The organism is Paenibacillus amylolyticus (assembly GCF_036894225.1).
In the GTDB taxonomy this organism is placed as follows: domain Bacteria; phylum Bacillota; class Bacilli; order Paenibacillales; family Paenibacillaceae; genus Paenibacillus; species Paenibacillus amylolyticus.
Genome location: NZ_CP145892.1, coordinates 3,173,651 through 3,185,775, shown reverse-complemented (window position 1 = coordinate 3,185,775; position 12,125 = coordinate 3,173,651). Strand labels below are relative to the sequence as shown.

The following is a 12,125-nucleotide window of genomic DNA, read 5'->3' as shown; positions in this document are numbered from 1 at the left end:
GTGTATCCCTCCTATCAAATTTTAAACATTACAATTTTAAACAATCAGTCGTTTATTTTTGATTTACACAACAAATTCATTTTATTTGTAAAATAAACAACGAAAACACGTCATAACGTAAATTGTAATCTGTCCGAATATGTATATAATTCAATAAATACAATGTAAACTATACAACACGTTGTAAATTTAGTCACGTGTGGATTGAAAGGATGAAAAGGATTGAGTCAGGCTAGAGTACAAGAAGAATTATCCGTAAAGAAAGGCCCCATCCTGTTTATCATGATTTTGGGAGCCTTCCTTGCAACGTTGAATCAAACGATCATGAGTGTTGCTACACCGGAACTGATGGGTGATTTTAACATCTCCGCCGCAACTGCACAATGGTTAACGACAGGTTACATGCTGGTGAACGGGGTGCTTATCCCCATTACGGCCTACTTCATGCAACGCTTTTCAACCAAGCAATTATTCCAAGCTTCCATGTTTATTTTCCTGATTGGTACTATCGTATCTGCTCTTGCAGATAACTTTGGCACACTGCTGACAGGACGTATGATTCAGGCAGCGGGTGCCGGCATTATCATGCCGCTCTTAATGCACGTTATTTTGACCTTGTTTGCTCCTGAAAAACGAGGATCTGCAATGGGTATGGTTGGTTTTGCCATCATTTTTGCCCCTGCAATCGGGCCTACCCTTGCCGGTTATATTCTCGAGAACTACTCTTGGCAAACGATGTTCTACGGCATGATTCCATTAACTCTTATTGTCATTGCTTTTGCGTTTGTATACCTGAAGAATGTATCCGATCGGGTCAACACAAAGTTCGACACAATCAGTGTGGTGCTGTCCACGATCGGATTTGGCGCATTGCTCTATGGTTTCAGCAGAGCAGGAAGTCTGGGATGGTCAAGTGCAGAAGTTCTTATCTGCATTGCGGCTGGGATTGTTTCTCTTGCCCTGTTTACATGGAGACAGCTCGTTTCTGAAACTCCGCTGCTTGATCTGCGGGCATTCAAATACAACATGTTCTCCTTGACCACGGTCATTAGTATCGCGATTACAATGATCATGTATGCTGACATGATGTTGCTTCCCTTGTATCTCCAGAACGCACGTGGTTACACTGCACTGGAGTCCGGATTATTACTCCTTCCGGGTGCTCTTGTCATGGGCTTCCTGATGCCAGTAGCCGGAAAATTGTTTGACCGATTTGGAGCGAAATGGCTCGCCGTTATCGGGATGGTGATCACCATCGTGACAACAATTGGATTCATCGACTTAACGGATTCAACCAGTTATGGTTACCTGGTATTAATGTCTACCGGCCGCCGAATTGGTATGGCTCTGCTCATGATGCCGATTCAGACTGCGGGACTTAACCAACTGCCACCAAGACTTGGTGCACACGGTACAGCTATCTCCAACACCGTCAGACAAGTGGCTGGTGCTGTAGGCACTTCATTACTCGTAAGTGTCATGACCTCCCGTACAACAGCGCACGTACAGGATATGATGGCGACTGGTGCAGCCAATGGTCTCAGTCAAAAACAGCTTGCTACAGAATCCATGATCCAGGGTATCAATGATGCTTATGTTGTTATCATCGGTATCGCTGTTGTGGGATTGGTCCTTTCCTTCTTTATCAAACGCACCAAACAAGCCAAAGAGGAAGAAATCAAACAGGTGGTAAGACAAAAAGTTTCCATGAATTCAAATTAAGGTGTCCAGCCTCATACTTGCTTGCATAACAAAGCGGCAGATCAAGACGTTTACGTCTGATCTGCCGCTTTTTAGGTTGTATCCCGTATGAACCTTTCCCTCTACCCAACGATCTTCACTGGCAGATGGGTCAACGACTGCCCCGGAGCTGAAGTGGCCAGATTATTCTCCAGATCAAAGGACTCCACCGGTTCAATCCGAGCAATCTTCTCCACAAATGCTGTCAAGGCAATGCTTAGTTCCATTCTTGCCAGCGGGGCCCCTAGACAAAAGTGTGGGCCATTACCAAAGGTAAGATGTCTTTTGTTATTCCGACGATGAATATTCAGCTCAAAGGGGTCTTCAAACATCTGCTCATCCATATTGGCTGCACTCATCCAGGAGATGACAACATCTCCTTTTTTCAAATCCACTCCGAGCAGTTGATTATCCTGCTTTACTGTCCGATGCCGCTTGGCATTATGGAACCTATAACGAAGCATTTCTTCCACTGCGAGCGGAACCCATTCGGGGTTCTGCCTGAGTTGGCCATACAAGCTCGGGTCATCGTAGAGGAAGGAATAGAACGTATTTGAAACCATATGACTCGTTGTCTCTATACCGGCTCCAAGCAGAAGCATGGTCGTGCGAACAACCTCATCCTCCGTGAACTTCTCCCCCTCAACATCCACGTTCAACAGATCGGTAATGATATCCTCACCAGGATGAGTCCGTTTATGAACCACAATAGGATACAGGAATTGATAATACTCTTGAGCTGCAGTTTGCTTTTTCAGTTCACTCTCCTCAGCCGTCTTGGGATTGATGGGTTGAAACAGAATATCTACCCAGTTCTTGAAGCGATGGCTGTCTGTAAGAGGGATGCCAAGCAGATCGGCCATAACCATCGAAGGCAGTGGAGCGGCCAACGCTTGAACAATATCAATGGTCGTATTTGGCTCAATATCGGCTACCAGTTGCTCTACAATGTTGCGAATTCGTGGCTCCCAGTTTTTCAGACTACGCGGTGTAAAAGCAGCGGATAACAACGAACGACTTTTTTGATGACGGGGAGGATCGATACTTGATATGTTTAATTTGTCTGGAGGTGTGCCTTCATTGTTCTTTGCTCCAACGGCAACGGTCGTCCGGGTTCCTTCGGCCGAAAAATACTCATGATTACTGAGGACCTGCTTCACATCATCGTATCTGAACACATTCCATGTGTCTGTATCTTCGTGATAATACACTGGATGCTCAGACAGCATTTTTCGAAACCAGTGAAGTGGGAAAAACTCTTCAGATCTGGACTGAAACCCCGTGATGTCCTCAACACGTATCACTTCTTTATACATTTGGAATCCACCTCTCAGCATAGTTTCGTGATTGGTTACATGGGTACCTGAATTGACAGTTCAGCACCTGATTCCATTTTATACCATTCGTTCATTTATTGATATAAACCATTTGAACCAAATCAGAAAAACCCCTTAATATAAGGGGTTTTTGTTTTATACGTATCGTATATTATTTCTGTCGATGTCTCAGAGAGGTAAGCCATACGAACCAATCAATCGCCTAGTTTCGCTAATGCTTCCTGTAGTTGCTCCAGTTGTTCAGACAGGGTTTCAATCAAGTTCTTCGTTTGGCTTGCCTTCTCCATTAAGACTTGCTCTTCAGAATTGTCTTCCGATGCATTCCTGATTGGTGATGACTTCAATTCCGACAATTCGCTTTTGTATGTTTCTTGTTTCTCCAAAGCTATGCGCAGTTTTTCTTTTGTCGTACCGATCTGATGCTCCAGATATATGATGTCGGACGAGTTCGCTCCATCGGATACACGTTGTGAATATGTCATGACTCACCTCTTTCAATTTCATCCATTGCTTTGCCAACAGTGTAGGGCTCAATATCGATATCCAGTTCCATGCCTAGAGCTAGTTTCGCCAGTTGACTCCCGATAAAAGGACCCATGGTCAGTCCAGAGGCTCCAAGTCCATTCGCGGTAATCAGACCTTGCCAGCCTGGAACAGCCCCCATTACTGGCAGAAAGCCAGGTGTGAACGGACGGAACCCAACTCTTACCTCCTGAAATGTGCTATTGGCTAGCCCCGGCGCCAGTTCCAGACCTTTATTCAAAACTTCCTGCATGCCCCCTGCAGTTACTCTTGTATCATAACCCTCCACATCATTTTCATGAGTGGCACCAATCACAATCTTCTGTTGATCAAAGGCCAGCAGATATTGATCAGAAGGTGGCATGATCACAGGCCAGCGGCCTGTATCCTCCCCATCCGTGACATGTAGATGCATAATTTGTGCCTTTTGATAATGCACTTTAAAGTGTATGCCGAGTGGCTTCAGCAGTTCGTTGGCCCATGCACCTGCACAGACAACGACTTCATCTGCCAGGAAACGCCGATCATTAATACTCACACCAATGACCCGATCCGCTTCGAATTGAAGCGTGGCGTCTCCATGGATCACTTCCGCTCCATTTCGCTGTGCAGACCGGATCAAGGCATCGCGCAGCGCCCTTCCATCTATACGTGCAGCACCGCTGATATGTACCGATTGAAAACGTTCATCCAGTAGAGGAAAACGATCACGGGTTTCTTTGGCATCAAGAGGTGTAATGTCGCCAATCTCCGGCGCAGCTGCTTTGCGAAGATGGGCCCGCTCTTCCATCTTATTGATTTTGTCCACATCCGTATGAATACTAAGCGCGCCCACTTGAGCATAACCGGTTTCCGTTTCTCCTTCGGCTTTAAGCTCCGCTATGATGCCCGGATAGAACCGCGCACCAGCCTTGGCGAGCTGATACCAGTCCTGATTGCGACGCTGTGACAGCCATGGACAGATGATACCGGCAGCTGCATCCGTTGCCTGTCCTATATCTTTTCGATCTACGATGATGACCTCTGCGCCATGTTTGGCTAATTGATAGGCTGTTGATGCCCCCAGAATACCCGATCCGACTACGATGACTTTCTTCATGTTTGCATCCCTTTCTTTAATCACTCATTCCTTATAGCGTATACCGTTTCGCATTCTGTTGGCAAGGCAGGCCGTACTTTTAGATCCATAAATAGAGGCTGATCAGACCACAGTTCATACTCATTCATCCAATAAAGAATTGTTGAAGCATTTATATGAAAACGTTTTATATATTGCCCGTCATTCAATTAAAATTATTCCATTTATGTAATATAATTCTTTCTAGGTTTCTTTTAACGCTGTAACCACGCCACTTACGCACATGATCCTTTAACGAAAAGAGGAATAACACGACGATGCCGAAACCTAGTATGGGGAATCCGATGGATACCGATATGCCGCTCATGATTACAGGGCAAAACCAGTTGACCGTTGATGAATTGATGAATTGGAGCGACCATTCACGGGATTACAGCATTGTACAGTGCATCGGAGGAACAGGGCGAATCGCAGCAAAAAATCATGAATTTTCGATCAAAAAAGGGACCGCTCTCATTTTGTTCCCGGAGGTAACCTACCGTTACCACAATCTGAGTGATTCATTACGATTTGATTGTCTGTCTTTCAATGGCTATTTATTGCCACGGTTCTTGCATACCTTGCAGATCGGGGAGCTGCGCGCCTTCAAGCCGGATGGAATGCTTCATATCCTGTTGCGTGAAATTACGTTGGCGCTGCAGTCCCGGCACAAGGATCAGATCTGGCACGTCTCCGCATTACTGTACATGCTTTTGGTCAGATTAACCATTGAAGGTGAACGCTATAGTGCTTACGAACGTTCTGATGCCCGATTAAGATTGGATGAAATCATTACTTTTATCAAACAAAATTATCATCAGGATATTTCTCTCCCCATGTTGGCTGAGCAGATGGACGTTACCGAGCAGCACCTCAATCGGATATTCAAAAAAGAATTTCAAATGACTCCATTGGAGTATCTGATGCGATATCGGCTGTTGAAAGCCAAGGAAATGCTCATCGAAAATAACGCTACGACCGCTCATGAAATAGCCAAAGCCGTTGGTTTCAACAGTGCCAGTTACTTTGGATCAGTGTTCAAAAAATACGAAGGGATCTCCCCTATCGAGCTACGCAAGCATTATCTGGATTAAAGCGCCTCCATATCAATCTCGGCCAGCGAGGATAACCGCAGTTCATGCATGGCGAATTCCAGACCACGCGTTACCTCGTTAGGTACGATGATACACCGAATACCTGCTGCATTGGCTGCCTTCAAGCCATTAGGTGAGTCTTCGAACACAATCGCTTCGGAAGCCTCGATCCCAAGACTCTGGAGAGCAAGAAGGTACAGTTCAGGGTCCGGTTTCACTCGCTTTACATCCTCGGATGTATGAACGACTGTGAAATAATCGAAAATGCCTAATTTCTGCAAGTAACCATGCACCCAGTCCCGTGTGGAGCTGGAAGCAACCGCAAGCTGAATCCTCTTTTCCCTCGCAGACTGAAGCAATTCATACACCCCTGGAAGAATGGCGGCCTGTCCCAAATAGACTTCGTATTTTTGTTCAGAGAGCAGTTTGATATGATCATGATCTATCTTTTTTTGGAGTGCCTGCTCTAGATATAGATATGGATGAAACTCCTCAAAGGATGTCCCCACATTTTTCGACCAAAGCTCCAGACCAAGTTCCACTCCGTGCTCTTCATAAATATCGCGAAATGCATAATACCAGGGTGTCTCTGTATCGACAATAAGTCCATCAAAATCAAATATAAATGCTTTTACCATGAACCTGTTCTCCCTCCAATGATCGGCCGGGGGAGCGGATTAGAAACGTGCGGTCAAGTCCGGATGAGTAACGTTCACCGATAAAAAGTGACACGTACAGCCCGTTCCAGTCGGCGACTGAACAACTAATCCAGCTCGAAGTTCCCCTTGTATCGGCATGCCGAAATAACGAATTAGTTTCCACTCATCCCCATCGGGTGAATAAAAGAATGATATGCAGCCCTCTACTTTGCGTATACGCAGATAGGGATTAGGTACGGAGACTTCCACCGAATTACAATCATCCGATGAACCATCACGTGTCACCACCGACACGATGGTAGGCACTTTGCCATCATACTCAAAACAAATTTTGCACCAGTTAAGATCATCCGCCATCACCATAAGGCATCCGGAATCATATTGATTTTTCATATCAACGGTTAATTGGGTTGTGATTTCGAAATCGCCAGGCACAGGCATGGACAAGAAAGGAGCAGTTGCACGAATATGCTTGCCCGCAGGGTCCTGGAAAAAGTCGGTGTCCGCCTTCGCTTCCACCAGCACACCTCCCTGATCGGTATAGGACCAGCTTTCGGGCTCGTTCATCCAGCTCCATTGCTTCCGTGCTTCTGTTGTCATTACGTTAGTCATTTGTAGCAGCCTCCCAAGTTAAAATATGTTCTAGAGGTAGTTCTAGTTTTTTTCTGTACTACATATTCGCTCCAGATACAGTAAACCCCTTTTTCTACATATTTTTGTAAGGTTCCAGCACTTGGGAGTGCTTTTGCGGATCTGGCAGGAAAAACATAATGACCATGAGTACAACATATAGACCAAGAATGACGCTGAATAACAGTGTTGGATTGTGATGGTAGAGCAGGCCCGTCAGGTAACCGGATGGAATGGCTGTAAGCGTCATGACGGTCTGCACGGCCGAGAACATATCGGCTTTCTCATGCGTACCCAATCGGTTCATCAGCAGGGAATCCCGGTACGTCTGCAAAATGAAGTTACCCGCAGCAAGCACGATTAGCGTGAGAAACAACATCCCTATATTCCCCACAGGGATCAATAGAAACAGAATGGCTCCGACCGTGCTAAGCACGATGGAAAAACCAACATACTTTTCTTCCGAACGCCGTTTCAGTCGCGGAATGATGACCAGATAGAGCAGCATGACGGTCACCGCGGTCACGACCGGAATAAAAGAAATGACACGGTCATCAAACTTCAACTGTTCCTTGAAGAAAATGACCTGGAAGAAATTCAGCTGCAAAATCAGATTGGATAACACCGTGATCAGAATAATCGGAAAAAGTCTCCGTTTGTAGAACGATTTTCCAAACAGGCGCAGACTGGAACCCAAGCTCTGAAGCACTCGGGTTTTACTATGCAATCCCATAAGTTCCTTGCCGACCTCGGTCTCATCCGTGTATCGGTTACGAATGAAAAACATGGCGGTCATGAGGATGCCTCCGACAAAGTAAATGCTGGCGAGTGTAGGCACAATACCATAATCAGCAATGACCACCCCGGCAATAGGCGTGAGTACACCTGCCCCTGTAATAATCATGTTGAGAATGGCAAATACCTTGGATCGTTTGTGTTCCTCCACATCCTCTATGATCAGACAGTTAAAGGCGACCGTTACAAACTTGGATGTTGCGTTCAGTAAGTAGGCGATCAGGAACAGCCAGAAGTTCTGGGAGAAGGCCCAGATGAACATGGGAACACTCCAAGCAAGCAGATCAAAGATCAGTGTTGTTCGTTTCCGGCCCAGCTTATTCGTAATGGAACCCGCAAACAATTGAAAGATAAAGGCAAAATAAAGATTCACCGAATTGATTAAACCGATTTCTATGTCCGAAAGTCCGGCTTCCTTCATATATAAAGGAGCGTAAAAGAGAACGATCGTGCCCGGAATGGCCCATACCGGTTCGAGTAAAATGGAGTAGCGTGGATTCTTCGGCAAATCTTGAAGCAATTTCAATCGATATCCCTTCCTTCTGCGGTTTTCACCGCTGCGAATTCAAACTTCTCGCAGCGGCAAACCCCCTAATGTCTACATGCTTATAGGATAAGAGCTGTTTTGACCGAATTCATCGGCAACTTCTCTCCAGTGTGCATGTCATAACCAATCGTTCCATTAAAGGCCTGTTCATAATCACTCAGCAGTTCCTTGGCTGTCACCATCTGTTCCAGTTCCGGGATGCTTTGGGCAAATTTCAGTGCTGTACTGATCATCGAGTGATTAGCCACCGCGCCGATGATACTAATGCCATCATTAATCACGGCTGTTGATTTGAACGTCACCTCATAGCTGTCGTCATATCCCATAGGAATAATTTTTCCGCCTTTGGCAATCAGCTCAAATCCTACATGAAGTTGGTTACCAACCGCGTCCACTACAATATCAAACTTTTTGTTATTATTGATCTCGTATACTTTATCCAGTTTCAGATCCTGAGGATAGAACACATGATCCGCGATCCCTGAAGCAAACTCTTTGCGGTATGGATCAACTTCCGTGCCTACGGTAAGCCTTGCCAATCGTTTGCTAACAAGCTGACACAGGGAACCGATTGCTCCAGAACCGAGGACCAGTACAGAGTCACTTGGCTTAGTCCCTGCTTTCATGAACGTCTGAAGTACACATCCCAGTGGTTCGATCATCATGGCCGTTTCCCAACTCATGGAATCCGGGATGGCATAGATATACTTTTCGTCCCCGACAAAATATTCAGCAAAGGTTCCGTGTGTCGTCATCCCTACTTGATAATCATCAAAATTCTCGCAGTAGATGAACAGACCCTCACGGCAGTATGAGCAGGTACCGCAAGATTGCGTGGGATCAACCAATACCCGATCACCGATCTTGAAACCACGAACGTCGTCGCCCACCTCAACCACTGTGCCTACGCCTTCATGACCAATGATCGTTCCTTTATTCGCAGGCACTTTGCCTTTGACAATATTCAGATCTGTACCGCAGATGCCGGAACCATAGATTTTAATTTTCACCTGGTTTGGCTTTTGAATGGTTGGCTCCTCAATCTCCTGGTAAGTCACCTGTTTGAGATCCTGATATACGAGTGCTTTCATTGAATAATTCCTCCTAGTCGATTGTTGATTATGATCTATGGATTAAGCTTCAAACGTTTTCGAAAGTTGCATCGCATGAAGATGTTCCTGCTTCTGAATCTCTTTCCAGTCTGACAGGATCTGCAACAGCGCTTCCTCGACCCATAGCAATTCTTCCCGTGTATGGGCATCAGAGAAAATAAAGTATCCTTTGGTGAAAATGCCGAAGTGAGCCATTCTCTTCACCATGAACTCGCGGAAAGGATCGGTTTGGAAGTTATCTTCAGCCAAGGATTGAATGCAGAAGCTTGCATAAGTCCCTCTCACTTCCAATTGATCCGTCAATCCGAGTAACACAAGTTCAGATTCCAGACGATCCATGATCCGGGTTGCCGGATCACGCCAAGTCGGCCATACTTTCGCATTTTTCATTAATCGTTCACAGGCAATAGCTGCCGCGAGCGCTGTCGTTTCACTGGAATGGGCATTACTGAATCTGACCTGTCCTGACAAAGACATCAAGTGCTCAGGCCCCATAACCGCTGCGAGCGGTAAACCGTTGGCCATACCTTTAGAGATACAGAGCAGATCAGGCCAGATGTCATATTCTCCTGCTGTAGCCTGCTTGCCCATTCGAATACCGGAAGTTACCTCATCGAATATGATAATGATGTCCAGAGACCGACATAGGTTTACGGCTTCCTCCAGCGCATCCTTTTTCCACTCGTTGGGGCATAGAACAATACATGCGATATCCTCGGGAGACGCGGTAATCTGAGCCTCAATTCGCTCCGTAGTAGGCTTGTTGACCCAGATCGTTGAACGCTCGATATCCACCGGGATGCCACGTTCTTTCGTCTGGCCACCATAATAACCGTAGGCAGACCAGTCGTGCCACCCATGATAAGCTGTCGCAATAACCTTGCTTTTGCCACTAGCGGCACGGGCCAGACGCACGGCCCCACTCACTGCATCAGCACCACTCTTGGTGAAGCGCAGCGATGGATAACGCCCCTCGAACCGCTCCAGAATCAACTCGGCACATTCAAGCTCGATGTCGGCAGGTAAAGAAAAGCTTGTCCCTTTTTTCAACTGGTGAATGACGGTTAATTGGACTTCATGTCTGGCATGGCCCCATGGCGCCGTACCCATGGCCATTTCGCAATCCAGCCATTCATTCCCGTCGATATCTGTAAATCGGGAGTTATAAGCCTCTGCACAACATACGGGTGTATGGCCCGGAAATAAACGTTCAGGTGCTTTGGCTAAAGTGCTGCATCCGCTCGGAATTACCTTCTCGACTTGTTCCAACCACTCCAGATTACGGGTAAACCGTACGGCACGATCGAGCGTGCTCTCTTTTTCTTTCACCTTAAGTACCTCCCTGTTTATTTTCGTTGTGAGTGTATTACCGAACTTTGGTTCCAGGCCAGCATCCATCGTATATGCGATCCATTGTGATCACATTGCCATACAGATCAATGATCAGATCCTTGGCTCGATGAGCATGTCTCATCTCAATCCAGTAGCGGTTCTCCAGCAAACGGGCGAAATTGTCCACCAAAAACAGTAACCGGTTCTCACTATGAATCAATTCCTTGCCCAGTACCTGTGGCAGCCAGATGGCCCCGTTGGAATTAAAGCGGTTTGAATAGTCCCGTACTTCGGCTACATTTGCAAATTCGGCTTCCTCCAGCTTGGTCCAGAATGTATCGGCATCACTTCGAACCTCGGCAAGGTCAATGCCGACAATCGGCAGTTGCTGGTTTTCCTCTTGGCTTTCCAGTTGTGCTTTCAGATGACTGAAAACGAAGGGCCACACATCAGCCTCGATTTGACCGCCCCACTTTTTCCAGAATCGTGCCAGATTGTTCTTCCGGTTGAAGTTGCGGTGAATGCCGCTGCTGCGTTCCCAGTGATATGCTTGAATATTCGGATTAATGACCGTATCGTATCCGGCAGCTCGTGCCCGCATCTGATAATCAAAGTCCTCGTATCCGTTAAAGAATTTCTCATCGAGGTTGCCGATGGTCTCATACACCTCCCGCTTCATGCCAAACATGGCAAACACCACCAGTTGAACAGAGAAGGTTTCTTTTGGGATATCATCAGGTGATGCGTTCAGGAACAGGTGTCGGCCGATGGTGTCCGCAAAAGCAATGCCGCAATGCTGCACGCCTCCTGTTTGCGGATACAACAGAACGCCCCCAATCATGCCAATCGTAATATCGCTATCCAGTGTCTCTTTCATCATCGGTTGCCAGTTCGGTTGAAGAATGGTGTCAGAATCCAGGAAGAAAATGTACTCTCCCTTGGCTAGGCTCAGTGCGCTATTAATCGACACGGCGCAACCGAGTGGAAAATCATGCTGAAGAATCTCGATGGTCACACCTTCTCTTACTTCTTGCTTCAGTTTATCCAGATGTTGAAAGACTGCTGAGCCGGAACCATCGTTGATGAAAATAATCTGAGTGGATGGGCTTACCGTCCGGAGTAGCGAATCTGTGAACAGGTTCAAAATGTTATAGTCCTGGTTGACTGGCACAATAATGGTGTAAAGCATGGAATCCCTCCTGATTTGGGTTGATGGAATGAGTACATAAGCTGATTCGAA

General features: G+C 46.4%; 11 protein-coding genes. 2 read left to right on the top strand and 9 right to left on the bottom strand.

Annotated features, from left to right (window positions below):
- Window positions 1-282: 282 nt before the first annotated feature.
- Complete coding sequence (locus V6668_RS14260; RefSeq protein WP_338708948.1) at window positions 283-1,722, top strand: DHA2 family efflux MFS transporter permease subunit; 1,440 nt, start codon at window positions 283-285, stop codon at window positions 1,720-1,722.
- A 101-nt stretch (window positions 1,723-1,823) separates the two neighbouring features.
- Here V6668_RS14260 and V6668_RS14255 read toward each other — a convergent pair whose 3' ends face one another.
- The 3 genes from V6668_RS14255 to V6668_RS14245 all read right to left on the bottom strand — a co-directional run bounded on the left by V6668_RS14255 (window position 1,824) and on the right by V6668_RS14245 (window position 4,698).
- Window positions 1,824-3,056 (bottom strand): cytochrome P450, encoded by a 1,233-nt coding sequence (locus V6668_RS14255; RefSeq protein WP_338708748.1) that lies wholly within the window; start codon window positions 3,054-3,056, stop codon window positions 1,824-1,826.
- Between the two features lie 215 nt (window positions 3,057-3,271).
- Window positions 3,272-3,559 carry a hypothetical protein gene (locus V6668_RS14250; protein WP_338708747.1) on the bottom strand — a complete coding sequence of 96 codons (288 nt, stop codon included), beginning with the start codon at window positions 3,557-3,559 and terminating at the stop codon, window positions 3,272-3,274.
- Window positions 3,556-4,698 carry an FAD-binding oxidoreductase gene (locus V6668_RS14245; RefSeq protein ID WP_338708746.1) on the bottom strand — a complete coding sequence of 381 codons (1,143 nt, stop codon included), beginning with the start codon at window positions 4,696-4,698 and terminating at the stop codon, window positions 3,556-3,558. The genes V6668_RS14250 and V6668_RS14245 overlap by 4 nt, the downstream gene beginning before the upstream one ends.
- A 296-nt stretch (window positions 4,699-4,994) precedes the next feature.
- Between V6668_RS14245 and V6668_RS14240 the strand changes: the two genes are divergently transcribed.
- Window positions 4,995-5,810 (top strand): AraC family transcriptional regulator, encoded by an 816-nt coding sequence (locus tag V6668_RS14240; protein WP_338708745.1) that lies wholly within the window; start codon window positions 4,995-4,997, stop codon window positions 5,808-5,810.
- Here V6668_RS14240 and V6668_RS14235 read toward each other — a convergent pair.
- From V6668_RS14235 to V6668_RS14210, 6 genes are all read right to left on the bottom strand, one after another.
- Window positions 5,807-6,448 carry an HAD family hydrolase gene (locus tag V6668_RS14235; RefSeq protein ID WP_338708744.1) on the bottom strand — a complete coding sequence of 214 codons (642 nt, stop codon included), beginning with the start codon at window positions 6,446-6,448 and terminating at the stop codon, window positions 5,807-5,809. The two genes, V6668_RS14240 and V6668_RS14235, sit on opposite strands and share 4 nt — an antisense overlap.
- Window positions 6,449-6,487: 39 nt before the next feature.
- The gene (locus V6668_RS14230; protein ID WP_100528042.1) at window positions 6,488-7,081 is read right to left on the bottom strand and encodes a DUF1349 domain-containing protein; all 594 of its coding nucleotides are present in this window, start codon (window positions 7,079-7,081) and stop codon (window positions 6,488-6,490) included.
- Window positions 7,082-7,175: 94 nt separating this feature from the next.
- Window positions 7,176-8,420, bottom strand: a complete 1,245-nt coding sequence (locus V6668_RS14225; RefSeq protein ID WP_338708743.1) for an MFS transporter — start codon at window positions 8,418-8,420, stop codon at window positions 7,176-7,178.
- 80 nt (window positions 8,421-8,500) lie between these two features.
- Window positions 8,501-9,532: a zinc-dependent alcohol dehydrogenase gene (locus tag V6668_RS14220; protein WP_338708742.1), complete on the bottom strand. Its 1,032-nt coding sequence runs from the start codon at window positions 9,530-9,532 to the stop codon at window positions 8,501-8,503.
- 42 nt (window positions 9,533-9,574) lie between these two features.
- Window positions 9,575-10,882 (bottom strand): aminotransferase class III-fold pyridoxal phosphate-dependent enzyme, encoded by a 1,308-nt coding sequence (locus V6668_RS14215; RefSeq protein ID WP_338708741.1) that lies wholly within the window; start codon window positions 10,880-10,882, stop codon window positions 9,575-9,577.
- A gap of 37 nt (window positions 10,883-10,919) precedes the next feature.
- Window positions 10,920-12,074, bottom strand: coding sequence for a glycosyltransferase family 2 protein (locus V6668_RS14210; RefSeq protein WP_074094947.1), 1,155 nt, complete (start codon window positions 12,072-12,074; stop codon window positions 10,920-10,922).
- Window positions 12,075-12,125 lie beyond the last annotated feature (51 nt).

Coding starts and splice junctions, on each gene's coding strand:
- V6668_RS14260 (WP_338708948.1), top strand. CDS start 283: ATGATTTTGGGAGCCTTCCTTGCAACGTTGAATCAAACGATCATGAGT.
- V6668_RS14255 (WP_338708748.1), bottom strand. CDS start 3,056: ATGTATAAAGAAGTGATACGTGTTGAGGACATCACGGGGTTTCAGTCC.
- V6668_RS14250 (WP_338708747.1), bottom strand. CDS start 3,559: ATGACATATTCACAACGTGTATCCGATGGAGCGAACTCGTCCGACATC.
- V6668_RS14245 (WP_338708746.1), bottom strand. CDS start 4,698: ATGAAGAAAGTCATCGTAGTCGGATCGGGTATTCTGGGGGCATCAACA.
- V6668_RS14240 (WP_338708745.1), top strand. CDS start 4,995: ATGCCGAAACCTAGTATGGGGAATCCGATGGATACCGATATGCCGCTC.
- V6668_RS14235 (WP_338708744.1), bottom strand. CDS start 6,448: ATGGTAAAAGCATTTATATTTGATTTTGATGGACTTATTGTCGATACA.
- V6668_RS14230 (WP_100528042.1), bottom strand. CDS start 7,081: ATGACTAACGTAATGACAACAGAAGCACGGAAGCAATGGAGCTGGATG.
- V6668_RS14220 (WP_338708742.1), bottom strand. CDS start 9,532: ATGAAAGCACTCGTATATCAGGATCTCAAACAGGTGACTTACCAGGAG.
- V6668_RS14210 (WP_074094947.1), bottom strand. CDS start 12,074: ATGCTTTACACCATTATTGTGCCAGTCAACCAGGACTATAACATTTTG.